Origin of the sequence: Mucilaginibacter sp. SG564 (genome assembly GCF_013149275.1) — a bacterium.
GTDB lineage: Bacteria > Bacteroidota > Bacteroidia > Sphingobacteriales > Sphingobacteriaceae > Mucilaginibacter.
The window spans coordinates 128,448-153,210 of the sequence record NZ_JABGNA010000007.1 but is presented as its reverse complement, the minus strand read 5'-3'; the positions used below and the strand labels follow the sequence as shown (position 1 = coordinate 153,210).

General features: G+C 43.4%; 21 protein-coding genes. 9 read left to right on the top strand and 12 right to left on the bottom strand.

Annotation, left to right across the window (positions count from 1 at the left end; all coding sequences use genetic code 11):
* The first annotated feature begins 217 nt into the window (after positions 1-217).
* From FHW89_RS17195 to FHW89_RS17175, 5 genes are all read left to right on the top strand, one after another.
* Positions 218-1,441: an OmpP1/FadL family transporter gene (locus FHW89_RS17195; RefSeq protein WP_172336292.1), complete on the top strand. Its 1,224-nt coding sequence runs from the start codon at positions 218-220 to the stop codon at positions 1,439-1,441.
* A 19-nt stretch (positions 1,442-1,460) separates the two neighbouring features.
* Positions 1,461-2,792 (top strand): G-D-S-L family lipolytic protein, encoded by a 1,332-nt coding sequence (locus tag FHW89_RS17190; RefSeq protein ID WP_172336291.1) that lies wholly within the window; start codon positions 1,461-1,463, stop codon positions 2,790-2,792.
* A 127-nt stretch (positions 2,793-2,919) separates the two neighbouring features.
* A complete protein-coding gene (locus FHW89_RS17185; protein WP_172336290.1) occupies positions 2,920-3,996 on the top strand; it encodes a matrixin family metalloprotease in 1,077 nt (358 codons plus the stop codon).
* 705 nt (positions 3,997-4,701) lie between these two features.
* Complete coding sequence (locus FHW89_RS17180; RefSeq protein WP_172336289.1) at positions 4,702-6,117, top strand: glycosyl hydrolase family 18 protein; 1,416 nt, start codon at positions 4,702-4,704, stop codon at positions 6,115-6,117.
* A gap of 85 nt (positions 6,118-6,202) precedes the next feature.
* The gene (locus FHW89_RS17175) at positions 6,203-7,594 is read left to right on the top strand and encodes a glycosyl hydrolase family 18 protein (protein ID WP_216650605.1); all 1,392 of its coding nucleotides are present in this window, start codon (positions 6,203-6,205) and stop codon (positions 7,592-7,594) included.
* 60 nt (positions 7,595-7,654) lie between these two features.
* On the opposite strand, the gene FHW89_RS17170 is transcribed toward FHW89_RS17175, so the two are convergent.
* Positions 7,655-8,542, bottom strand: a complete 888-nt coding sequence (locus FHW89_RS17170) for a 1-aminocyclopropane-1-carboxylate deaminase/D-cysteine desulfhydrase (protein WP_172336288.1) — start codon at positions 8,540-8,542, stop codon at positions 7,655-7,657.
* 248 nt (positions 8,543-8,790) lie between these two features.
* On the opposite strand from FHW89_RS17170, the gene FHW89_RS17165 reads away from it, so the two are divergent.
* Positions 8,791-9,849, top strand: a complete 1,059-nt coding sequence (locus tag FHW89_RS17165) for an RluA family pseudouridine synthase (RefSeq protein ID WP_172336287.1) — start codon at positions 8,791-8,793, stop codon at positions 9,847-9,849.
* Positions 9,850-9,994: 145 nt separating this feature from the next.
* On the top strand, positions 9,995-10,831 hold the full coding sequence (locus tag FHW89_RS17160) for an aminotransferase class IV (protein WP_172336286.1): 837 nt from the start codon (positions 9,995-9,997) through the stop codon (positions 10,829-10,831).
* Positions 10,832-10,950: 119 nt separating this feature from the next.
* Here the strand turns inward: FHW89_RS17160 and FHW89_RS17155 are convergent, their stop codons facing one another.
* The 4 genes from FHW89_RS17155 to FHW89_RS17140 all read right to left on the bottom strand — a co-directional run bounded on the left by FHW89_RS17155 (position 10,951) and on the right by FHW89_RS17140 (position 15,811).
* On the bottom strand, positions 10,951-11,784 hold the full coding sequence (locus FHW89_RS17155) for a DUF3050 domain-containing protein (protein WP_253952258.1): 834 nt from the start codon (positions 11,782-11,784) through the stop codon (positions 10,951-10,953).
* Positions 11,785-12,474: 690 nt separating this feature from the next.
* Positions 12,475-12,936, bottom strand: coding sequence for an IS200/IS605 family transposase (tnpA, locus tag FHW89_RS17150; RefSeq protein WP_172336285.1), 462 nt, complete (start codon positions 12,934-12,936; stop codon positions 12,475-12,477).
* Positions 12,937-13,524: 588 nt separating this feature from the next.
* Positions 13,525-14,442, bottom strand: coding sequence for a methionyl-tRNA formyltransferase (gene fmt / locus FHW89_RS17145; protein WP_172336284.1), 918 nt, complete (start codon positions 14,440-14,442; stop codon positions 13,525-13,527).
* A 118-nt stretch (positions 14,443-14,560) separates the two neighbouring features.
* On the bottom strand, positions 14,561-15,811 hold the full coding sequence (locus FHW89_RS17140) for an exo-beta-N-acetylmuramidase NamZ domain-containing protein (RefSeq protein WP_172336283.1): 1,251 nt from the start codon (positions 15,809-15,811) through the stop codon (positions 14,561-14,563).
* Between the two features lie 85 nt (positions 15,812-15,896).
* Here FHW89_RS17140 and FHW89_RS17135 point away from each other — a divergent pair, with 85 nt between their 5' ends.
* A complete protein-coding gene (locus FHW89_RS17135; RefSeq protein WP_172336282.1) occupies positions 15,897-17,117 on the top strand; it encodes an FtsX-like permease family protein in 1,221 nt (406 codons plus the stop codon).
* 141 nt (positions 17,118-17,258) lie between these two features.
* Here FHW89_RS17135 and FHW89_RS17130 read toward each other — a convergent pair whose 3' ends face one another.
* From FHW89_RS17130 to FHW89_RS17105, 6 genes are all read right to left on the bottom strand, one after another.
* A complete protein-coding gene (locus FHW89_RS17130) occupies positions 17,259-18,752 on the bottom strand; it encodes an outer membrane beta-barrel protein (RefSeq protein ID WP_172336281.1) in 1,494 nt (497 codons plus the stop codon).
* Positions 18,745-19,299 (bottom strand): RNA polymerase sigma factor, encoded by a 555-nt coding sequence (locus FHW89_RS17125; RefSeq protein WP_172336280.1) that lies wholly within the window; start codon positions 19,297-19,299, stop codon positions 18,745-18,747. Before FHW89_RS17125 ends, FHW89_RS17130 begins: the two co-directional genes overlap by 8 nt.
* A 235-nt stretch (positions 19,300-19,534) precedes the next feature.
* Positions 19,535-20,011 carry a hypothetical protein gene (locus FHW89_RS17120; RefSeq protein WP_172336279.1) on the bottom strand — a complete coding sequence of 159 codons (477 nt, stop codon included), beginning with the start codon at positions 20,009-20,011 and terminating at the stop codon, positions 19,535-19,537.
* A 43-nt stretch (positions 20,012-20,054) separates the two neighbouring features.
* The gene (gene mazG / locus FHW89_RS17115; protein WP_172336278.1) at positions 20,055-20,858 is read right to left on the bottom strand and encodes a nucleoside triphosphate pyrophosphohydrolase; all 804 of its coding nucleotides are present in this window, start codon (positions 20,856-20,858) and stop codon (positions 20,055-20,057) included.
* A 185-nt stretch (positions 20,859-21,043) separates the two neighbouring features.
* Positions 21,044-21,724, bottom strand: a complete 681-nt coding sequence (mnmD, locus tag FHW89_RS17110) for a tRNA (5-methylaminomethyl-2-thiouridine)(34)-methyltransferase MnmD (RefSeq protein WP_172336277.1) — start codon at positions 21,722-21,724, stop codon at positions 21,044-21,046.
* A gap of 115 nt (positions 21,725-21,839) precedes the next feature.
* Positions 21,840-23,174 (bottom strand): rhodanese-like domain-containing protein, encoded by a 1,335-nt coding sequence (locus tag FHW89_RS17105; RefSeq protein ID WP_172336276.1) that lies wholly within the window; start codon positions 23,172-23,174, stop codon positions 21,840-21,842.
* Positions 23,175-23,370: 196 nt separating this feature from the next.
* Here FHW89_RS17105 and FHW89_RS17100 point away from each other — a divergent pair, with 196 nt between their 5' ends.
* The gene (locus tag FHW89_RS17100; RefSeq protein WP_172336275.1) at positions 23,371-23,682 is read left to right on the top strand and encodes a hypothetical protein; all 312 of its coding nucleotides are present in this window, start codon (positions 23,371-23,373) and stop codon (positions 23,680-23,682) included.
* A 190-nt stretch (positions 23,683-23,872) separates the two neighbouring features.
* On the opposite strand, the gene FHW89_RS17095 is transcribed toward FHW89_RS17100, so the two are convergent.
* A complete protein-coding gene (locus tag FHW89_RS17095; RefSeq protein WP_172336274.1) occupies positions 23,873-24,226 on the bottom strand; it encodes a DUF2200 domain-containing protein in 354 nt (117 codons plus the stop codon).
* Between the last annotated feature and the right edge of the window lie 537 nt (positions 24,227-24,763).

Below are 24,763 nucleotides of genomic sequence, written 5' to 3'. Positions count from 1 at the left end.
TCTAAAATTTATGAAAACGGTTAATTAAATGGCAATAATATTTAGCCGTACCGGTATTATTTATACTATCAATTAAGCTTTCTCCGACTTTTTGACCAATACCTCCGCATTATAGCCCTTTTTTTCCTGTAAAACCATCCTAATTTTATTTTTTAAATAAATACCGTATTGTTCTCTCAAAGCAAGCGGCATATTATAAACCAATTATATTTTACTCATGAGAAAACTTATACTATTGCTATTTGCAATAATGCCTGCTATTGCATTTGGCCAGGGTTTCCAGGTTAACCTTCACGGACAGAAACAGATCGGTATGGGCCATACCGGAACCGGCTTGCTGCAGGATGGTGCCTCCATATTATTTAACCCTGGCGCCGTTGCTATGCTGCCGCAAAATTACGTACAGGCAGGTATGAGTCCGCTGCTGTTTAAGTCGGATTTTAATCCGAGCGGTACTACCGATCAGTTTCGTACCAAAAGCAAAGTAGCTACGCCCTTTACTGCTTATGCCGTTTGGGGGCCAAAAGATGCCCGCTGGAAAGTAGGTTTAGGTGTTTATACCCCATTTGGCGGTTTAACCGATTGGGGGCAAGATTGGGTAGGTAAGTATTCGCTTGAAAGCCTTAATCTGAAGGCTATATATTTTCAGCCAACGTTGAGCTATAGAGTAACCGATTTCCTGAGCTTAGGTGCCGGTTTTGTTTACAACCATGGCTCTGTTGACTTGACCAGAGCTATTCCGGTAACCAACGAGTCGGGCCAGGACGGGCAGGCTCAGCTGAAGGGCGGCGGCCACGGATTTGGCTGGAACGCCGGCGCATTTATCAAAACAAACGTTGGTTTAACCATAGGGCTTGATTACCGCTCAAAGGTAAATACAACCGTAAAAAATGGGGATGCTATCTTTAAAGTGGCCAGTTCTATACAACCCAACTTTCCGCAGCCTAATACATTTACTGCGGCAATTCCATTGCCTTCAACATCATCTATCGGTTTAGGCTACAGGCCTTCTGATAAATGGTTAGTTGCCGTTGACGTGAATTATACCAAGTGGGATGTGTATAAAACGCTTGGGTTTGATTATGCCAAAAACACGCCGACTTTGCAGGATACCTATTCGCCGCGTAACTATAAGAACGGATGGAGTTACCGTGCAGGTGCCGAGTATAAAGCAACCAGTAAATTATTTGTACGCGGTGGCGGTGGTTATGTAACTACAGCGGTTAGGGATGGCTATGTTACCCCCGAGGCGCCTGATGCCAACCGTTATTATTTAACAGCCGGTTTAGGTTATAAACTAACTAAAAACCTTGATCTGGATGCTTCATTTGAGTATGAACATATTAATTCGCGCACACAAACAAATATCGAGTCGCAGTTATCGGGAACATTTAAAACCAATGTTTATATCCCCGGTTTATCGCTTGCTTATCACTGGTAATATTTAAAATTCTAATCAAATGAAAACTTACAAATCATATTTACATATACTTTTAGCTGCCGGTTTATTGGGCCTTGGCGCCTGTAAAACCAGTATCAATACACCTGCTCCTTCGCGCGGAACGGCCGATTTTTCACGATACATTTCTGTAGGTAATTCACTTACCGCCGGTTTTGCCGATGGGGGCTTATACCTGGAGGGCCAGCAAAACTCTTATCCAAGTATTATTGCCGCGCAAATGCAAAAAGTGGGCGGTGGCACCTTTACTCAACCATTGTTCAACGCCAATCAGGCTAACGGATCGGGTTATTTAAAACTAACAGGGTTTAATGCCGATGGTACACCTAAAACACAACAGGTTCAACCTGCCGCCGTACGTGATCAAATTACAATTCCAGGATTTGGTAATGTGGTTTTGTTTACCAAATACACCGGCGATTTAAATAACTATGGGGTACCTGGTATTAAGTTACAGCAAATAACCTTTGCTCCTTATGGCAACCTGAATGGTTATTTTGAACGCTTGCTGCCTGGTAATTCACCAACCAATACTACTACTTACCTGGATTTTGTAACAGCTAAGCCCTATACATTTTTTACCGATTGGCTGGGAAATAACGATGCCCTGCTGTATGCCACAAGTGGCGGCGCCGGGGATGTGTTGACCGATAAAGCTGTGTTTTCGCAATTGTATAATCTATCCATCACCAAGTTAACTTCAAGCGGCCAAAAAGGTGCGGTTGCCACTATACCAGATGTTACCTCTGTGCCTTATTTTAATACCGTAACGGTTGGTGCTATTTTAGCCGCGGTACAAAAGGCTAACCCGGCGGCAAAGGCCTTGTATATTAACGCACTTAATTCAGATGGTTCTCATTCAGCTAGGGTAGCTACCGCGGCCGATCTGATCATCCTTACCTTTCCAACCAGTATGATTGGGCAGCCGGTTGCTGCTGCCGGTGGCCTGCCTTATGGCGTAACACCGCTTACCCCCATTGATGATAAATATGTACTTGATCAGGGCGAAGTAGCTCTTACACAAGATTATGTAAACGCCTACAACACTACTATTAAGTCTGTAGCTTCATCAAAAGGTCTGGCTATTTTTGATGCCTATACCTTTTTGAACAATGTAAAAGCCCATGGTCTGGTAGTTGATGGCGTGAACCTGAGTTCGGCTTATATCAGTGGCGGCATATTTTCATTGGATGGGATACATTTAACACCACGTGGTTATGCCGTTGTGGCCAATGAGTTTATTAAAGCCATTAATAAACAATATAACGCGTCTATCCCGCTGGCCAATGTATCCAGCTACAGAGGGGTTAAATTCCCCGGAAATAATAACTAAACTTATACGTGCATCTCTAAAAGCATCCTTTTTTTGTCAGGGTGAAACCGGCATGAATGGATATTTTTAGAGATGTTGTTATGTTTAAACTATTGTATTTAGAGAAACCTGCAAAAATCTATATACTATGAAAAATAAAACAACCTTATCAAAAATTACGCTAATGAGCCTGCTTCTCTTTTTTTCTTTTTCTTGTAAAAAGGAGGCATCACAAAGCGTAAAAGAAAAAACAGATATTTATAAAAACATAGCATTTATAAAAGACTGGATACCAACCAATGAAAATTCACAATCCACTACTGGCCCTAAAACCAACGCAATAAGAAATATTGTACTATCGTGGGTGGCTGAGGGAAGTGTTTATCCTCAGGGAAAAACATTGACAGTAGGTTTCTATAACGGTCCAAGCTCTATGGATGCAAGTGCAGCCAGAGATCAGGTTTTTGCCGGAATAAGTGCCTGGTTTCGTATTAATGTGCCGAATCTTAATATCAGTATACTTTCTACCACTGATGTGAACTCCGCAAATGTAAAAGTTGGATGGTATAAAGGAAATCACGGCGATGGGGCCAATAATGCCTTTGATGGTCCTGGTAAAGTTTTGGCGCATGCTACCGCACCTACAAGCGGTATAATGCATTTTGATGACGATGAAAACTGGTCGGCATCCACCTTTGGTCCCGTACCAGGAACAATTGATCTGGCATCAGTTGCGGCACATGAATTTGGACATATCATCGGTCTGGATCATTCAGAATGCTCAAATGCAACAATGACGGCAATTTATTTTGGATTGGGCATGCGAACTTTAAGTGTTGATGATGTGGTAGGTTCAAGGAGTCTTTATGGAAATAATCCAAACTACCAAAGTAGCATTTATCCGTTTATGGATACCGACAATCTGCGACTCGGAGCTACAGGGGATTTTGTACTTTTTTATGCAGTTGATATTTCATCCTCTCCAATGGGAGGACCGCAACAGATAACTTACAACCCAAGCGCGCAACCGCCGTTTAGGTATAGTGGTACAATAAGGTGGGAAATGCCCCCTGGTATTGAATTAGTTAGCGGTCAGGGTACGGCTAAGGCTACAATTAGGGTCAATGGGCAAAATGTTGGAGGAAAGGTATTTATTAAAGCTTATATTTCAGATTGTAATGCAACAATAGAAATTAAATCACTTGAACTAACCTTAAAATCATAGTAAAAATATTCGATAACTATTACTGATCCTACTTGAGCCGTTCTCTGAAAAGGGAACGGCTTTTTTGTTGGGTGGTATAGAAAACCTCGGCTGTCATCGTGTAGTGCTGGGACAAGCTGGTTTCTCCACGCGTCATTGCGAGCGATAGCGTGGCAATCCCCTACTTACAGAGCGGCTCTGCTTATCGGGGATTGCCACGTCGTTCCTCCTCGCAATGACGCGTGGAGATAAACTTTTCAAATATCCTATTTCCGCAGTAGACGAAGAAGCTGGTCCAGCGAAGCATAGACCAGGTGACTATACGACATGTCTGCTATCCTTCGGTACACATCATCCCCGGGAAGCCATGTTGCTCCTTCATTCCCCATATGATGTGCTTAACTAAAAGGCAAACTGTGAGTTAAGCGTATCAGGAAAAATATTTTTCGATAATATTCATAATATATTTATCGTAATGATACCCTACAAAAGCACTACAATGCTTGTTATTAAAGCGTATTGTGCTGTTTTTAAGCTATTTATAACAAAATATTACACTAGCTTTACTTTTATAAAACATACCCTGAATTACTTATTACTATAACTATTGATATCATGATTTGATATTTATAAGCCTGCAAATGTCTGTTGGGTAGGTGCCTTTTTGTTGACTAAAACTTAACAAACCAATCATAAATACATTATTAACCACTTAACTCTTAACTTATGAAATTAAATTTTAACTCTTTTCTGCTCTTCCTGGTGTGCTCGGTATTATTTGCCTTATCATCGTGTAAAAAAGATAACCGGGCCGACTTTGCACCCGTAAATAATAATGCGGAGGCAAATAATAAACAAGGTACTAACGCGGTAACTGCTGCCACATTTAAAGTAGTAGCTTATTTACCCAGCTGGGAGGGCGATGTAAATGCCGTGCAGTATAGCAAGTTAACCCATATTATTTACGCCTTTATTTCGCCAACAACAAGTGGGGGCTTAACCGCTATCGATAATCCTGGCAAACTGGCCAATATGGTTACGCTGGCGCATAATAATGGTATAAAGGCGCTTATCGCTGTTGGCGGTGGTGGTGGTGGCGATGCTTTTCATACCATAGTAGCAAGCTCCAGCTTACGCACCGCGTTTGTGAATACTATGGTTAACTACGTAAACCAAAATAACCTGGATGGCGTGGATATCGACTGGGAATTCCCTTCGGCAGGTACCGAAGCCAATAACTTTGCCCTGATGATGCAGTCATTGGCTAATGCGATGCACAACATCGGTAAATTAACATCGGCAGCTGTTATTTCAACCGGGGCTACTTATGTAACCAGCACCACCATGACTTCTGTCGATTGGCTGAATATTATGGATTATGATGATAATAACTTTCAGCATTCCACCTATCAATCGGCAGTTGACTGTTTGAACTATTGGAGCGGTAGAGGCCTGGCGCTGGAAAAAACCGTTTTGGGTGTGCCATTCTACGCTCGCGACAACAGGGGAGATTATATCACCAAAAATTATAACGATGTACTGGCCCTCGGTGGTAGTCCAAATTCAGATACTTTTCAAAATTATGGTTATAACGGTATCCCAACTATTACCAATAAAACTAACTTATCATTTGACCGTGGTATAGCCGGTATGATGATATGGGAACTGGCCGGTGATGCTACCGGAGCAAACTCCCTGCTGTCAACCATTCATAACGTGATCGTGGCACATGGTGGTACAACGCCTCCAACAGGCAGCAATCCGCCGATAGGTAGCGTAATTTCATTAAAGGGCTTTAACGGTTTGTATGTGAGCGGCGAGAATGGCACCCAGGCCATGACCTGCACCCATGCCACAGCCGGCGATACCGAACACTTTACCGTAATTGATGCTGGTGGCGGTAAAATCTCCCTGCGCAGCAAAGCCAAATTCGTATCCTCAGAAAACGGTACTATGGCCATTACCTGTAACCGGGCCACTGCAAGTGACTGGGAAAAATTTGACTGGATAACCACTCCAGATGGCAAAGTAACCCTGCGCGGTAATAACGGCAAATTCATCAGCAGCGAAAACGGTACACAGGCCATGACCTGTAACCGGGCTACAGCCTCGGGCTGGGAAGCTTTTACCGTAGGTAACTAAATCACCATATGATCAATAATTAATACCGGCTACTCACCGCCGGTATTAATTAACTATATCCAAATAACCACTAATCTATTTATTTATGAAAACAAAGTTTAACTCGTTCCTGCTACTTTGTGTGGCCGTGGTGCTTCTGGCACTTTCTTCTTGTCGAAAAGACAACAACATGTCACCTTCTGCTCCAACTCCTTCGCCCGATGTGCCTAACAGGCCAGTGGGTACTTCGGCTATCCCTGCCGGCTTCAAGGTAGTGGGTTATATACCCAGCTGGGCCGGTGATCTTAATCAAATTCAGTATACTAAGCTTACCCACCTTATTTACGCGTTTGTATTACCAACCAACTCAGGCGGGCTTACTTCTATAGATGGAGGCAGACTATCAACCCTGGTAGCAAAGGCCCATGCCAATGGCGTAAAGGTATCTATAGCTGTAGGCGGATGGAATGATGGTAACGATAGCGCATTTGAAGCCATGGCGGCCAATTCTGGCTCACGCCAAACATTCACCAACAACATTGTAGGTGTAGTAAACCAGTACGGGCTGGATGGTGTTGACATTGACTGGGAGTATCCGGATAATGGAGCTTCATCAAATAACTACGCGGCTTTAATGCAGCTGTTAAGCACCACTTTGCATAACCAGGGTAAATTGTTATCCTCGGCTGTTGTGTCAGACGGTGGTTCATCCATACCTGCAAGCGTTTTTGGTTATGTTGACTTTTTAAACCTGATGGCCTATGATGGCGGAGGTTCAAATCACTCGCCTTATTCACTGGCTCAAACTTCATTAAATTACTGGATAGGCAGAGGCTTGCCAAAAGCAAAAGCCATTTTAGGCGTACCCTTTTATGGCAGGGAGCCGTACACCTCTTATGCTGATATCCTGGCAGGTGGTGGTAGCCCTAACTCTGATACCTGGAACGGTATAGGTTATAACGGTATCCCTACCATTAAAAGCAAAACAACACTGGCTGTTAATCAGGGTGGGGGTATCATGATCTGGGAATTATCTCAGGATGCTGTCGGCGCCAACTCATTGCTTTCGGCTATTTATGATCAGCTGGGCGGTACCAATCCTCCAACCGGCAGCAATCCACCCATAGGCTCTGTTATATCATTAAAGGGCTTTAACGGTTTGTATGTGAGCGGCGAGAACGGCACCCAGGCCATGACCTGTACCCATGCTACCGCTGGTGACACCGAACATTTTACCGTAATTGACGCGGGAGGCGGTAAAATATCTTTACGCAGCAAAGCCAAATATGTATCATCAGAAAATGGTACTATGGCCATAACCTGTAACCGCGCTACTGCCAGCGACTGGGAAAAATTTGACTGGATAACCACTCCGGATGGCAAAGTAACCCTGCGCGGTAATAACGGTAAATTTATCAGCAGCGAAAACGGAACCCAGGCCATGACCTGCAACCGTGCTACAGCCTCGGGATGGGAAGCCTTTACAGTAGGCAACTAAACAATCCCATATATTAATTCTAAATGGAATGCCTGGTTTCGGAGCCAGGCATTTTTTTGGTCAAAACTTATCTTTCATACCCAACAAACCCCAGATGCCGCCGCTATGAATGGCCAGGATCTTGCTGCCGGATTCAAAATGACCTTTGCCGATGAGATCATAAAGCGCGTACATCATTTTGCCGGTATACACCGGTTCGATCACGATGCCGGTAGATGCTACAAATTCTTTTATAAAACTAATCAGCTGGGCATCCGCCTTGCCATAACCGCCAAAATGGTAATCTGTATGGAGGTCGTAATCCGTAGGAGCGGTCAGAAAACGATTGATCTCCTCCCGGATAAACTCACCGTTTTTAAATACCGGTACCGCATGAAAACAGGTTTTAAGCTGATGATTATTTAAGCCGTTGATAATTCCGGCGGCTGTGGTGCCTGTACCGCAGGCGCAAAAAATATGATCATAGGTTTCGGTCAATTCGTCAACCAATTCGGCGCAACCCTGGGCAGCTTCGGGCGATGCGCCGCCTTCGTCAATAAAAAAAGCGTTGGTGTCATCCCCAAAATGTTGATTAAATAAAGCTGTTTTATCGCGGTAGCTATCACGATCGGTAAATAACAACTGCATGCCGTGCAGCTTGCATAAAAACAAGGTATCGTTATTTACCTCTTCGCCACGTACAATGCCGGTAGTTTTAAAACCGAAACGTGCTGAGGCTGCTGCCGTGGCAAGCAAGTGATTGGAGTATGCGCCGCCAAAGGTTACCAGGTGATTTTTGCCCTGGCTCTGCGTGGTTTTCAGCAGGTATTTTAGTTTACGCCATTTATTGCCCGATATCATGGGATGTATCAGATCGTCGCGTTTCAGAAAAACTTTTATGCCATGCGCATCAAACAGAGGATTGTTGATGGGGTGAACCGGACTGAAAATTTCGAGATCGATATGCATTTTTTAGTATCAAGTAGTTTTTTTAGTATCAAGTAGCTAGTATCAAGTATCAAGATTTTGTGGTTTATGGATTCTTAAACTTTGTTTAAAGAGTCGTGATACTTGATACTAGCTGCTCGATACTAATTAATCATCAAATATGAGGATTTTCTGATAAGCTGCTATATATTAAAGCTGCAGGTAGTCATGATACTTGATACTAGCTACTTGATACTATTAACGTAAAAAACGATTACTTTTGCGCTCAAATGGCAGACGATACCGAGTTTATAGAGCAGGAGGAACAGGACTTATATGAGCACTTGCGCGTTGTGGTTGACAAAGGGCAATCGCTGTTGCGTATTGATAAATTTTTGATGCACCGCGTGGAGAATGCCTCGCGCAACCGCATCCAGAATGCTATTGAGCTGGAAAACGTGCTGGTAAACGACAAGCCTGTAAAATCGAGCTACCGGGTAAAACCGCTTGATGTGATATCGGTGGTATTGCCGCACCCGCCGCGCGATACTGAGGTTTACCCCGAAAATATCCCCATCAATATTGTTTATGAGGATGACGACGTGCTGGTGGTTGATAAAGCCGCCGGCATGGTGGTGCATCCGGGTTATAACAATTATACCGGTACGCTGGTTAACGCGTTGGTTTACCATTTTCAGCAGTTACCTACTTTGCCGGGTAATGATGGACGGCCAGGTTTGGTTCATCGCATTGACAAAGATACCTCGGGTTTGCTGCTCATCAGCAAAAACGAACGCTCCATGAACTGGTTGGCCAAGCAGTTTTTTGATCATACCATTACCCGTAAATACGTGGCCCTGGCCTGGGGCGATCTGCCCGAAGATGGCACTGTGACCGGTTATATCGGTCGTAGTGTGAATGACCGTCGGGTAATGTCGATATATGATGACCCGGAAAAGGGCAAATGGTCGGTAACCCATTATAAGGTTTTGGAACGGATGGGATATGTTACCCTGATTGAATGCCAGTTGGAAACCGGACGTACCCATCAGATCAGGGCGCATATGAAGCATATTGGTCACCCGCTGTTCAGTGATGCTACCTATGGCGGTGATAAGATATTGAAGGGTACCGTGTTCAGCAAATACAAACAGTTTGTTGAAAATTGCTTTGAGCTGATGCCCCGGCAGGCCCTGCATGCGCAAACCCTCGGCTTTTTGCATCCGACACTAAAAAAGCAGATCGCCTTTGAATCGCCCCTGCCACAAGATTTTGAAAGCGTACTGCAAAAATGGCGTAAATATACATCGGCTGCTAATCAAACAAATACAGATTCCGAAGAGTTATAGATAACTTAACGTGTAAACTAAGCATGGTTTTTGTACAACATGCCATGCTATGATTTTACACGAGCATCACATATGAATTACGCTGTAAGTATTTCCGCATCTAAAAAAATCCGCACATTTGCACATCTGATATCTGCACATCTACATGACACCCGTTTTGATCAATTTTAATGGAGATATAATTCCGGCGAACAGCCAGCTGCTTACTGTAGCCAACCGGGCTTTTAAGTATGGCGATGGCTTGTTTGAAAGTATGCGCTTAATGAAAGGACAGCTCAAATTTGCCGATCAGCATGCCGACCGCTTGCAACGGGGGATGAAGGCGCTCAAAATTGATGGCTACTCACAAATGGACGCATGGTTTTTAAAAGACATTGCGGAAGAACTGGCCAAGCGGAATAAGGTGAAACACGGTCGTCTTCGTTTGACCGTTTACCGTGATGCCGAGGGTTTGTATACCCCATCACAAAATAAAATGGGGTATTGCCTGGAGCTTACCGCATCTGAAGAGCCGCGTTATTTTCTGAACGAAAAGGGCCTCATTATGGATGTGTTCAGCGAATTACCCAAACCGTTAAACTACCTGTCGAACATTAAAACCTGCAACTCGCTTATTTATGTGATGGCGGGGATCTACAAAACCCAAAACAAGCTGGATGATGTGTTTTTGCTTAACCAGAACGGTTTTTTATGCGAAGCCAGCAGCTCCAATATATTTATCTATTACCAAAATCACCTGTATACCCCCGCTTTAAGCGAAGGTTGTGTGGAAGGCATAATGCGCCAGGTGGTAATTAAACTAGCCCAGGAAAATAATATCGATATTACCGAGGCCCAGATTAATCCCGATATTTTATACGAGGCCGACGAAGTGTTTTTAACCAATGCCACCCGCGGCATCCAATCGGTAATGGGCTTTGGCGTACGGCGCTATTTTAACCGTATCAGCAAGGTGCTGATGGATGAGTTGAATAAGCTGTAGGGAATAAAACATTAAAAATAGCGCGTCATTGCGAGTGTAGTGTGGCAATCCCCGACTTACAGAGACGTTCTGCCAATCTGGGATTGCCTCCTCGTAATGACGTGGCTGGAATTTATAACTTATAACTCAGAACCTACCGGCGCTTTAATAGCTGCCAAGATACCATCCCAAAGGGCTATGCGGGTTTGCAGGGCTTCTTTTACAGCTTCTGTCGCTTCCTGCCATTGGGTATCATCATCACCGCAAAGCTCCGCGGTCATTTGGTAGGCTAACTGAGAGTGGTGATCACCGTCAACCTCAATGTGGCGTTCCAGGTAATACAGCAAAATATCAACCTTGCCCGGTAGTTGTTGGCTAAGCTCTTTTACTATGCTCACAAACATATCAGGTATCAGATCCTCCCGGCCGAAAGTAAACACGGCGGCCTGCACATAATTTTTAGGACTGTCGATCACTTCAAAAGTATGCTGCACAAAATTGCGTGCCGCTACCGGGATATCGGCAATAATGAGGGCCTCGTCAATATGTTTGCCAAAATTAAGTTCATTGAAAAGGTTGTTGATAGCTACAGCCTCGCTACCGGCCTGCTGCATGGCGCGCAGGTACAACTCAAAATGACTGGTGCGGTTGCCTGCTTCGTCCACATCACTTTCCTCGCCGGTAACAATTTCGTTGATCAGGTAACGGGTGTTGGAGTTACCGGTAGGCATCCATGGCGTAACGGTACAGGTTAATTTTTGCTGTAATGATTTTAGCAGCGACATAAAATCCCACACCGCAAAAACGTGATGATCCATAAAAACGGTAAGCTCCTCTAAAGAATTGATGTTTTTATAAAGCTCGTGCTGTATCAATTGCTCACGCAAAGGCTGGATCTCGGATTTAAGCAGGGCGATTCTGTCGCTGTAATTGGCCATGGATAATAAATTTGTGGCCGCAAAAATAGCAAACATGGTGATTATTAACGAAGTGTTTATTTTATTTTGACTTTAGGTTGATGGGGGAGAACGATTTTGCATTTTAAAAAATAGTAGATGGGTTGAGCACCTACGGAGCTCATTTACCTTTATTTTATTTTCTACAAAGCTTTTGTTCCTCCGGAACAGGGATGTAGTATAATACCAGAGAGATTAAAGCTTTATGGGAAAATAGTTTTTGCAAAGTTTTTGTTCTTTTGGAACAGGGAGGTGCGGTATGCTAACCCTAAGATGGGTTAAAGCTTTGTAGAAAGTTCTCCAAAGCAGGAAGGAATAGTACTGCGCCAATGTTGGTGTTGTGACTAACATTCTACTACTTGGCTGATGGTAATAAGTTGGTGACAACACCAACAATGGCACCGAGGGAAATAGTTTTGTTCTTTTGGAACAGGGAGGCGCAGTATGCTAACCCCAAGATGGGTTAAAGCTTTGTAGAAAGTGTCCGAAGCAGGAATGAATAGTACCGCGCCAATGTTGGTGTTGTGACTAACATTCTACTACTTGGCTGATGGTAATAAGTTGGTGACAACACCAACAATGGCGCCGAGGGAAATAGTTTTGTTCTTTTGGAACAGGGAGGCGCAGTATGCTAATCCCAAGATGGGTTAAAGCTTTGTAGAAGAATAGTATAATTGATTTTTGCTCCATCGGAGCAAAACTTAGCCGTTATTCGGGTAGTTTGAAAATATATTGCTCTTCAAACACAATATCAAAGTTTTTTAAGAGATGCTTATATTCCTCTATAAACGTCTTTTTTTGGTGATGTTCCTCTTGAGTTAATATGTAATTTACCACTTTGTCAACTTGCGATCGACTGTAGCTAAAAGCTCCATATCCTTCCTGCCATTGAAATTTGCCATGGGTTAATTTTTCTTTATTGATCCATTCAGAAGAATCGCTTTTTATGGTTCGTATCAAGTCGGAGATGGCATGTTTTGGATTTAAACCAATAAACAAATGCAAATGATCGGGCATGTTGTTAATAGCTATTACTTTGTGCCCATGATTTTGGGTAATCGCTGTTATATACAATCGTAACCGGTCGTCCCAATCTTTGCTAATTAATGAAGCGCGATATTTAACCGCGAATACAAAATGGATGTATAATTGCGTATAGGTGTTAGGCATAAAAAGGTTGTGCACCTATGGTGCACAATCAAATTTACTATTATTTTCTACAAAGCTTTTGTTCCTCTGGAACAGAATAAATGATTTAAGATAAAATAACCCGGTAGGGGTTAAAGCTTTGTAGAAAAAATAATTCTTTTGTTCCTCCGGAATAGAAATAAATGATTTAAGGTAAAATAACCCGGTATGGGTTAAAGTTTTGTAGGAAAAATAATTCTTTTGTTCCTCCGGAATAGAAATAAATGATTTAAGGTAAAATAACCCGGTAGGGGTTGAAGCTTTGTAGAAAAAATAATTCTTTTGTTCCTCCGGAACAGAATAAATGATTTAAGATAAAATAACCCGGTAGGGGTTAAAGCTTTGTAGAAAAAAAATCTTTTGTTCCTCTGGAACAGAAATAAATGATTTAAGGTAAAATAGCCCAGTAGGGGCTAAAGCTTTGTAGAAAAATAATTCTTTTGTTCCTCCGGAATAGAAATAAATGATTTAAGATAAAATAGCCCAGTAGGGGCTAAAGCTTTGTAGAAAAAAATAATTCAAATCTTTGCTCCATCGGAGCAAAACTTAACCAGTTATAAAATCTCCCTTTTACAACCTCATCCCCCTCAAAAAATCTTCAATACCCATGCGTTTTTTGCCTTCCATCTGAATATCGGTAACACTGATAAAGCCATCTTTTGCGGCAAATTTCAGGTAGGTTTTATTATCGGTAAGAAAACCGCCCGGTTGTATGGCGGGTTCTTGCTCTTGTAGTTCGGAACCGTATATCTTTAAAACTTTGCCGTTAAGCTCGGTATAAGCGGTAGGGATAGGACTGAGCCCGCGTATCTTGTTATAGATGCTTTGAGCTGGTTGTGTCCAGTCGATAAGGCAATCTTCTTTGAAAATTTTTGGCGCATGCTTCAGCTCTTCGCCGGTGAGCAAGGCGGTTTGCGGGTGCTCGTGGTAACGACCGCTTTCCACCGCTTTTACGGTTTTTACCAGCAAACCTGCGCCCTTGTTCATGAGCCAGTCGTGCAGCATACCGGCCGTTTCGTGACCGTTCAGGGTTACCTTTTCGGTAAACAGCACATCGCCGGTATCAATTTCATGCTTGAGGAAAAATGTGGTGGCGCCGCTTTCCTTTTCGCCGTTGATGAGCACCCAGTTGATAGGGGCCGCACCGCGGTATTGGGGTAGAAGTGATGCATGTAAATTAATAGTACCTTTTGGTGGCATGGCCCAAACTACCTCGGGTAGCATCCGGAAGGCTACAACCACTTGCAAATCGGCGTTGAGCGCTTTCAGCTCGGCCAAAAACTCAGGGTTTTTCAATTTTTCAGGTTGCAATACTTTCAGTCCGTTGGCTACCGCATATTGTTTCACTGCCGATTCGCTTACCTTTTGTCCGCGACCCGATGGTTTATCCGGTGCGGTAACTACACCAACAATATTGCTGCCTGCCTTAATCAACTCATCTAACGATGCAACGGCAAACTCGGGGGTACCCATAAATACAATTCTCATGCTATTCTTTTTTTGGGGTATCAAGTAGTTAGTATCAAGTATCAAGATTTTGCCAGTATGGTTATTGAACTTTGTTTTAAAAAGTCTTGATACTTGATACTAATTACTCGATACTATCTTATTCGTATAATAAATATTTGCGCCTTACGGTTTTAAATTTGTTTAGTCCGGGTTCCCAGCTTTTGCGGATCTCCTCTTCACTTTTCCCTGCCTCAATCTGCTTCCGTAATTCGGGAGTGCCGGCCAGTTTGGTAAAATAGGCGTTAAAAAAATGTGCTTTATCCGGAAACGCTTTGTATAGCTCCATCAGTAACGATAGATCAAGCCGCCCTTTCTTGCGGATCATATCTGTACTCCGTTCTTTTAAGTCCACCCCAAAACATTCTTTGTCTTTCTGCGGCGGATCTTCGCTCATGCCCTTAATACTTACCGGGGTGAACGAAAATGTATATTTCCCTTTTAACAAAGGATGACCTACCTCCAGGAAAGGAAAAAATGTACCGCGACCCAGGCTAAATGTAGTGCCTTCAAACAAACATACGCTTGGATACAGGATGATGGATTGATCGGTATTTAAATTTGGCGACGGATTTACCGGTAACCTGTAAGGTAAAGCGTGTTTGTAATTGGCTACCTTAATGACCTTTAATTTGCACTTGATGCCATCCTTTAACCAGCCTTCGCCATTGATCATTTGGGCATATTCGGCAATGGTCATGCCGTGACTGATGGGGATGGGGTGCATGGCTACAAAGGCGCGGGGCACATTGGCTGTATCCAGTATGGGGCCATCAATCAGGTAGCCGTTAGGATTGGGCCTGTCCAGAATCATGAGCTCGATATTGTTTTCGGCACAGGCCTCCATTACGTAGTGCAGGGTTGATATGTAGGTGTAGAAACGAACGCCCACATCTTGAAGGTCAAATATCATCAGGTCGATACCCTTTAGGTCCTCCGCTGTAGGTTTATAGTGTTTGTTGCCATAAAGGGATATCACCGGCAAACCTGTTTTTGTATCAACATCATCGCTTACGCTGGCGCCGTTGCTGGCATTCCCCCTAAAACCATGTTCGGGGCCGAATACCTTTTTTATGGTAATACCGGCATGCAGCAAACTATCTACGCTCGACTTTAAATTTTTGCCAATAACAGAAGTTTGATTTACTACCATCCCAATATTTTTTCCTTTAAGATAGTTAATATACAGCGGAACCTGGTCGGCGCCAGTGATTATTCCAGTGATTATTTCTTCGTTGGGTTTAGTTTTTGCAGAGTCGCAGCCGGTGCAGGCAGCTGGGCTACCGCATGCCGTATTTGCCCATAAAACCATTATAAAAGCACATTGCAGTAAAATACGTGTTCGTAGCATAAAATATTATGTTTAAACAATTTTTAAAGTAGCAGGTTTAGCAGCAAAACCGCATATTTGCGAAGGTACAAAAAATCATTCTGCATTGAGTTTCGCCTCTTTTATATCAGCCCGGATAACTTTTAAGTCAAAACGCACCTTTTCAAAGCTGATTGTGCGCATTGCCATTATTGGTATTATGCTGGGTTTGGGAGTGATGATACTATCGCTGGCCATTGTGAAAGGCTTTAAACGCGAGATCCGTGAAAAGATCCGTGGTTTTGCCGGCGACATCAGGGTAGTGAAATTTGATCTGAACAGCTCGTACGAAAGCTCCCCTTTCCTTGCCGACCCTAAATTTGAAGGTCGGGCGATGAAAAGCCCGTTCATCACCAGGATAATGCCTTTTGCTACCAAACCGGGTATTATTAAGGCGAATAATGAAATAGAAGGGGTAGTACTGAAAGGCGTGGATAAAAACTACGATTGGAGCTATTTTAAGAAAACCATGATAGCCGGTGATGTGATCAACTTTACCGACTCGGTAGAAGCTCAAAAAGAGATCATGCTATCGCAAACTACGGCAAACCGCCTCAAATTAAAGGTGGGCGATAAACTGCTGATGTATTTTGTGCAGGAGCCATTGCGTAAGCGACAGTTTAAAATAAAGGGGATATTTAGTATCGGGGTGGAAGAGGTGGATAAAACTTTTGTCATCGGCTCCTTATCACTGATCAATAGACTTAACGACTGGAAGCCCGGCGAAATTGGAGAGTATGAATTGCACGTATCAGATTTTAACCAGGTTGACTATGCCGCCAACCGCCTGGATGAGATACTGCCTGTAAAACTACGCTCCTACACGGTAGGCGAGGATTATCCTGCCATATTTGAATGGCTCAACCTGCTGGATGTAAACTCTGTAGTGATGCTGGTGCTGATGGTGATTGTAGCGGTGATCAATATGATATCGGCATTGCTTATCATGATCCTGGAACGCACCTCTATGATAGGCATGTTTAAGGCCATGGGTGCCACCAACTGGAATATACAAAAGGTGTTTTTGTTTAATGCCACTTATCTTATTGGCTTAGGGTTGTTACTGGGTAACGCGCTGGGCCTGGGCCTGGGTTTCTTTCAGCAGCAAACCCACTTTTTTAAGCTCGACCAGGCATCATATTACATGACCTTTGTACCCGTGGAGTTTACTTTCGGCGATATTTTCCTGCTCAATTTAGGTACGCTGGTTATTTGCCTGTTAGTGCTCATCATCCCATCTATGCTGGTAAGCAAAATATCACCGGTAAAAGCTATCAGGTTTAAGTAGGAATTTTAAGATTAGTATCAAGTATCAAGTATCAAGTATCACGACTTTTTAATAGCAGTATTCGATAACCAACCCAGTAAAATCAATCTTGATACTTGATACTAGCTACTTGATACCACCTCTGCTACTTGATACTAAATCTTACTTCTTCCCTGTAAAATTAAATTTCAAATTTAAACCTGCCGAACCGAATTGGATCTGTTGTGAACCGAGGCCATCAATAGGGTATTTTAAGAATGGCTCGATGATCAAACGGTTGCCTTTACCCACAGGGGTACCTATACCGAAAGATACGTTGAGCATTTTGGCAAAATAGAAACTGTTGAAGCTTTTGCGACTTACATCTTCTGTTGTTTGGGTAGAAGCCCCGGCCGAATAACCATACACCGAAGTATAAGCCTCGTTGATAAATGTACCCGAGCTTAAGCCTGCCGAAATATAGGCGTCGGTTTTTTGCGGGTTAAATTCATATTTGAGGTTTACCGGGATATCCAAACCAACCAAGCTGGCATTGTAGTTTTTAAGCACCGGGAACGACGAGTTGGCGGTAAATAAACTTTCCTTATCATAAGGCGCAAAGGCCTGCGGTGTCTTAGCCAGGGCATCAAGGCTTGAAGTGGGCGGCGTACTTCCATTATAACTTAACGTATTTTGAGCCAGCATCACCCCTGTTGACAGTTTTAAATTTTTACTCAGCCTGATATCAGAAGTAACACCCGCGCCCGCGTTCACCTGGTTACGGCTGCCTTTAGCGTAGTTAAAAAATGTTGCTGCGTATACGCCAAAACGTACTTTTTTATCTACCTCATAATCCTGTTTGTTTTTTTGCGGTTGTTGGGCCTGTTCCTGGGCAAACAGCGCTTCCATACCTTTTTTAGGTGACTGTGTGGGTTGCTGATTAAGCATGATAGAACCTTTGGTCGCAGCCGGAGACGTTACAGGAGGCTGTTGCGTGTTGGCTTTGGCTATCACCGTTTTTACACTGTCAGCCGGCTTTGCTTTTTTAATTGGATCGGTAATAATTGTATTTGAGCTTTTGGCGGCGGCTGCGTATTGCTGCGCGTTTGCTTTGCTGATGACGTTTTTAGTGCTGTCAACAGTTGGTTTGGATTTGATAACAGGAGCAACCTGAGTATAAGTGGTAGCCGGCAAAGGCTGGTTTGTAGTAGTAGTTTTAGCATAAGCAGGCACCTGATTTGTTTGCGCTCCCGGTATGGCAGGAGTTGGTTTATTAATCGTTGCTTCGTGGGCAGGTTTTTTTGTTGCGGCTAAAGGGGCTGCACCAGCATCAGGAGTGTTATGTTTATCAGCCGGAGCTTTTGTTGTAGCTAATGATACAGCGCTATCTGCGGTTGTAATTTGTTCTGTTGATTTTTTTACAGGTTTTACGGCCAGCGTAGTATCCGCAGGCTGTTTTTTACCGATCATCCAAAAACCAATGCTTAAAAATAGCAGCATACCAGCCGCCGCGCTTGCCCACCATAACCTGGCAACCGGACGTTTCTTTTCCATTTCAGGAAATTTTTCCCTGAGCAGTAACCAACCTTCATCAGCAGAAGGAAACGAGGCGTCGTCAAAATTATCAAACACCTCCCTGATGCGGTTGGTTAAGTCGTTATCCAACTGCTCATCCATGGTTTTGTGTCTCTTTTCTTAACATTTTTCTTAATCTTTCTTTTGCCCGGCTCAGATAAACCCTTGATGAGCTTACCGGAATAGCGAGCATGTTTGCAATTTCGTCGTGATTGTATCCGTCTATCTCGTATAAATTAAAGATGGTAAGCTGAATTGCAGGCAGCTCATTCATCAGTTTTAAAATATCCTGCACATTTAAATTATCAACTGTGCCCACATTGCTGCTAAGGGGAGCAGCATTATCCAGATCAACATTAAGCTGAAATTTAAGGTCTTTACGCCTGCGGTCAATAGCGGTATTAACCACTATGGTGCGTAACCAGGCTTTAAAGGGTTTATCAACGTAATAACTGTGTATGGCATTGAAAACCTTTATAAAGGCGTCATTTACAGCTTCTAATGCATCGTCCCGGTTTAAACTGTAACGCAAACTTATACCCATAGCATAGCCATAGAATTGCTTATACAGCATTTCCTGGTATTTTAAGCTGCCTGTTTTGCATTGGCTGATGATCTCTTCTTCAGTAATGCGAGGGGGTGAATGCATTAAATATATTTAATTCCGCCTATAAATTTTTGTTGTTGATCTATAGTACCTTACGTAATAAGATGCCTTATTGATACATGTAAAAATAATATTTTTTAAATGATCAATTTTTGCCCTCAATAGCTAAAAGATCAGTAGTGTTCTGAATACTACTGATCTTTACTATCCATATAGGCAGATGTTAATAATAAAAGGCTACCTCTGTAATGAGGTAACCTTGAAATTAAAACAATAATTAGTTTGCGGCTTTATAAAGATCATAAAACCAGACAGAATCCTGTGTTGAATTGTTATTTGGGCGTATAAACTGAAGTCGTGTCGCATTAACCCCCACTTGATATACACCGATCAAACGGGTTAATGGTTGAGGCCCCGGCACATAAGTACTATCAGTAAAACCTATAAGCTGACCATTATATTGAAAGCTTCCTCTGCTTAGCGCATGTATGGTAGAAGTGGACCTGGTTACAACAAATTTGTTTGGCTGGCTTAGAGTTACAGAAAACAATGGGTCTTTTTTTACTGTATCATAAGCAGAGCTGTTTGCTTTTCTTACAAGTAGCTTGAAAGTTCCGCTAAAAGTGCCAAATGGTGGTGTCGGCGCAGGGATTGGATCGTTTTTAGTTGAACAGGCTTCGCCTAAAACTATCAATGCAAATAATGGCAATAATAAAAATAAATTTCGCTTCATAATCTTCATCTTTTTTACCATTACGGGGCGATTTATTAAAACGATACACCAGGGTTAAAAGTTTTTATAACTTTTTTGCCTCATCCCAAAATACATCCATCTCGGCCAGGGTCATGTCCTGTAGTTGTTTGCCGTTTTCTTTGGCTTTAAGTTCCAGATACTGAAAGCGTTTGATGAATTTTTTATTTGTTTTTTCCAGCGCGTTCTCTGGGTTGATATTGATAAAACGGGCATAATTGATGAGCGAGAATAGCAAGTCGCCAAATTCGCCTTCGGCTTTTTCATGGTCGATAGTACTTTCATCCTCGGCGTTAAATTCGTTACGGAACTCCTGCATCTCTTCTTCCACCTTGGCCCATACCTGGCTTTTCTCTTCCCAATCAAACCCTACACCGCGTGCTTTTTCCTGTATGCGCGATGCTTTTACCAGGGCCGGTAACGAAGCGGGTACGCCACCCAGTACCGATTTGTTGCCTTCTTTCAGTTTAATCTGTTCCCAGTTGCGTTTTACGTCCTCTTCGTTTTGCACCTCTACATCACCATAAATGTGCGGGTGCCGGTTAATGAGCTTTTCGCATACACTGTTGAGCACATCGGTAATGGTAAAATCATTGGTTTCGGAAGCTATTTTGGCATAAAAAACCAGGTGAAGCATAATATCGCCCAGCTCTTTTTTTATTTCGGGCATGTCTGCACTTAAAATGGCATCGCTCAGTTCGTAGGTTTCTTCTATGGTAAGGTGCCGCAGGCTTTCCAGCGTTTGCTTTTTGTCCCAGGGGCAGTTGGCCCTCAGATCGTCCATAATATGGAGCAGGCGTTCAAATCCGGTGGCAGGGGTATTGGCGGTAGCTGGTGCTTGTAAAGGCATATGTTTAGTTTTTTATGCCGCAAAGATAAGGGTTTTGGGAAGCAAGAAATAAGAATCAGGAATCAAGATAAGAAAGTAAATTAATATGCTGTTCGAAGTCAGAGATTTCGGACAGCGCGTTAAGCAAATTCTGAAAATTTTAAAATTATGTTAATTCTGATTCAGACAAACTCACTACTCATCACTCACAACTCCCTAATCGCCCTCAACATTTCGCGTTTGCCGGGGGCGCCGGGTATTTTTTGGATACTGAAACCCAAACTTTTGAGCATCCTTTTGAGGTTACCGGTGATGGCGTAGGTTACAAATACACCGCCGGGTTTTAAAAAGCTGCTTACATGACTTATGGCAGGCAGTTCCCACATTTCGGGCTGATGCACGGCTGCAAAGGCATCAAAGTATATGATGTCGTATAGTTGGATCGTGGTAAAATCCATCAGTTGGCAATGCGCTACCTGCAATTTAGTATGGGCATCTGTATTTACCTCATTTTTTAAGGCATCGGGGTATTGTTGCAGATAGGTATCCCATAAAGCGGTGGGAATGTATTGCTCATAACCTGTTTGCGACATCATTTCGGCTGTAAGCGGGTAAGCTTCGATTCCGGTATATTGAAGCTTAATTTGATGATTAGTACAGTAAGCCGCACTCAGTAAAAAATTAAGTCCGGTACCAAAGCCAACTTCCAGGATGCTGGCTTCCTGGGCTCCGCTTTGGGCTAAAAAATAATCCAGACCGGCATTTACAAACACATGTAAACTCTCCTGCAAAGCACCATGCCGCGAGTGGTAATGCTCGCCTACCTGTGCGTTGTAGATGGTTTTAGAGCCATCGGCAGTAGTTACTATTTGTAGTTCATGGTTCATAGTTGATAGATCATGGGTTTGGGTTTTGCAGCTATTAGTTTCTATGTGATGAATGATCATTAGCTATAACGACGTTCGAAAGCCATGATCTATGAACCATCAACTATGAACTCCTCTATGCAAACTCCACAATCACCTCGCCCAGGTCATAAACCGGTACCTTGCGTATTTGAGCGGCAACAATGCTGGCTGCCGCGGCAGAGCGGTAACCGGCAGCGCAATGGATCACGATGGGTTTGTCGGTTGGTATTTCGCTAATGCGCTCGCGCAGTTCGGGCAGGGGTATGGTGATGGAGTCTTTAAATACCTTGCCATCATTTACCTCGCCGTAGTTACGTACATCCACAATATGATAGTTTTGGGGATTGGTCCTGAAATCGTCCAGGTCAAGCGTGGCCGATATTTCAGAAGCACGGGCCGGAGCCAGTAATGCTGCTTTGATATTTTTTTCGTAGCCTATTTTGGCCGCTTTTTTAATGAGGATATTCAGACTGTCTTCGCTTTCAGCTATCAGGTAAAAAGCTTCATTGGGGCTTAATATCGAACCCAGCCAGGTTTCAAATTTTTCGCCATCCTGCAGGTTAATAGCGCCCTGGAGATGACCGCTCCTGAACTGTTGTTTCGGGCGCGCGTCAATCACCAGTATATCTTTTCCAAGAGCGGTTTCGGCATTGATCCTGGCAATAGCATCGATGCTTTGCTGTAACAGCGGGGCACCGTTCTTATTCAGATCAACATCATAACCAAAATATTTGGGCGTAAAAGGCTGATCGGTTGTGAGGGTTTTAACAAAGGTCAGTTCGTCCATCAGTTGCAGCGCATAGTTTTCGCGCAGTTCGCGACCGATAGTGCTTTCCAGATCCGGACTCATGTTTTTACCGCATAACGAGCCAGGGCCATGCGCCGGATAAACCACCACGCTTTTAGGCAGCGTCATGAGTTTATGGCGGGTGCTCTGGTACATTTGTTTAGCCAGTTCTTCTTTCTTGGCGGTAATGTTGCCCACGTTCTCACGCAGGTCTGGTCGGCCTACATCGCCTACAAACAGCGTATCGCCGGTAAAAATCGCGGTGTCCTTACCATTTTCGTCTTCCAGCAAAATACAAATGGAATCGGGCGAGTGACCAGGGGTATTGATGGCTTTTAATTTGATATCGTTAAGCTTTATAACATCGCCATCGTCAAAAGTTTCATGCGGATAAATGGCGCCGGTGAGTTTGCTGCAATAAATTACGGCATTGGTGGCCTGGTGAATTTCCAGATGCGAGCTCACAAAATCGGCATGTGGGTGCGTTTCAATAACGCCCACAATATCGGCATCATGCTGACGGGCAAAGTCGTAATAGGGTTGGGGATTACGTGCCGGATCAATAACGATCATTTTACCTGTACGGATCACGGCGTATGATGCATGCGCCAGACCCTTATCATAGAACTGTTGGATAATCATATTATACTACAAAGATAATGCTTTCGGTGGGTTGTAATGTTTGCACCTTGTAAATATTAATACTATGAAAACGATGGAATATGCAGTATTTCAGATGTTTTAAGCCTTTTCCGGGTAAAATAGAAGGTTTAAAAAAGCGTGGGCCCGGTGCGATTCCCTCCCTCGGGGAGGGTAGGGAGGGGTTTATTCGTGGGGCATGGTGTATAACCGCTCTTGGCCGCGGGAAGGCCAGTCACGTTTTTCGTTGTGGTTTGTTTTTTTTGGTACTCAAGAAGGCTTCGCCGTATGTCGCCACAAAAGTAACCAAAAAGGCTTCAGCAGAAATGCTTTTTTGCCGCACAAGGCCTTAGCCCTGCAAACCGGGCAGAACCACGGGCTGCTAAACCTTACCGCTACTTCGTTCGCCGCGCTTCAGGTAAGGTTCGCAATGCCCTTACAGGCGTACTACCCACCATCGTTCTACCCGCTTTCGCCCGAAGCTTATCTGCTGGCGGGGAAAAGAAGATAAAGAATTTCTTACAATATGTTTGTCATGCTGAACGGAGTGAAGCATCTTTTAAACGATATGCGTGTTTAAGAGTAGATCCTTCGTTCCTCAGGATGACAAACCTGTTAGATGGTGTGTGCATAAATCATGGTAATCCTTTAATCCTAAAAATCATGGTTCAGAAATCAATAATTCAATAATTGGCAAAACCCTACTTCCTCAAGATCTTCTCCATTGCTTTCCCCTTCGCCAGTTCATCAACTAACTTATCTAAATACCTGACCTGCTGCATCAGTTTGTCTTCAATTTCTTCTACCCGGTACCCGCAGATCATACCTGTAATCTTGGATACATTCGGATTAATTTGCGGTGCCTGGGCAAAAAAGTTTTCAAAATCGGTTTTGTTGTCCAGGTGTTGCTGCAGTGTTTGTTGATTGTACCCGGTGAGCCAGAATATGATCTCATCTACCTCGGCCTTGGTGCGGCCTTTTCTTTCGGCTTTTTGGATGTAGTGCGGATAAACGCCCGCAAATGACATTCTGTAAACTCTTGTAAGGTTGTCCATAATATGGGTGACTTGGTATGTTAAAGTTACAAAACAGAGCTTAAAATTGACAACAAGCTGAAAGCGTGGCCAGGTGTGATTCCCTCCCCCGGGAGGGTAGGGAGGGGCTTATTCGTGAGGCATGTCGTAGAGCGCTCAATTGCCGCTAAGGCTGTTACTTTGTAGCCACAAAGTAACCAAAAGGCTTTCAGCAGAAATGCTTCTTTGCGCTCATAGCCTTTGCCCTGCAAATCAGCCAGAACCAGGGCTGCAATTATTTTGCCCTACTTCGTTCCCGCATCTCCCCGCGCTTAAGCAAAAACTTGCTATGCCCCGCAGCTGCACGGGCAACCATTGTTCTGCCCGCTTTCGCCCGAAGCTTATCTGCTGACGGAGAAAAGGAAAAGGTGATATAAAACAAAAAGTCCGGTTTTACCGGACTTTTTGTTTTATATCACTACTCACTACTCACTACTCACTACTCACTACTCACTACTCACTACTCACTACTCACTACTCACTACTCACTACTCACTACTCACTACTCACTACTCACTC